Here is a 650-nt window from a genome sequence, read left to right as displayed (position 1 = left end):
AATAACAAATTTTTTATTTATTCGCAATCTAAATATATTCCAATGTAGGGATTAGTGATCGTTTTTGCTTTTGCCGAAAAGCAGAAACATACAGTAGCTTTAAAGTGAAGTAATAAAAGTTAAGAATCCTAAAACTACCCCTACCAAATTGGGGATAATGAGAATATAATCTGGCTTAGGCTCTTTTGTCCAGCCATACACCACCCAGATAAGACAAGACCCAGCTGCAAACAAAGGTTGCCAAGGTTGTGCTTTGTGCCCCTCTAAGTTGGCCATAATTTGAGGAATATAGGCTACAAATACCGCCACTCCTATAAAGGCTCCTATGGAACCTATAAGCAAATTAATTTTTTGCTTGATATTTCTTTTTTCGTTCATAATAATATGGTTTTCTGCAAAGATAGTAATAATTTGCGATTTTACAAAGAAACTTCAAAAATAATTAGAAACATTTTTATTTTACACTCTGCGTAACGAAGCCTGTAATCTCCGAATATAAGGGTCTTCCACTACATCAATAATAGCTAAAATATCAGCTGGAATACGCATTGATGAGTGAGTAATATTAAGCTTTTTTGTCAATTTCTATAGTCAAAAAAAAATGGTTTGCGAATTTATCAAAATGCAGGTAACTCGGGCATAATCCGAGC

1 protein-coding gene is annotated in these 650 nt (G+C 33.8%); it reads right to left on the bottom strand.

The annotated features are described in order from the left end of the window. Positions 1-99: 99 nt before the first annotated feature. Positions 100-378 carry a SemiSWEET family transporter gene (locus tag HMPREF9075_RS00770; protein ID WP_009414673.1) on the bottom strand — a complete coding sequence of 93 codons (279 nt, stop codon included), beginning with the start codon at positions 376-378 and terminating at the stop codon, positions 100-102. Positions 379-650: the final 272 nt, after the last annotated feature.

Source organism: Capnocytophaga sp. oral taxon 332 str. F0381 (assembly GCF_000318275.2).
GTDB lineage: Bacteria > Bacteroidota > Bacteroidia > Flavobacteriales > Flavobacteriaceae > Capnocytophaga > Capnocytophaga bilenii.
This window is presented reverse-complemented; position numbering and strand designations above follow the sequence as displayed.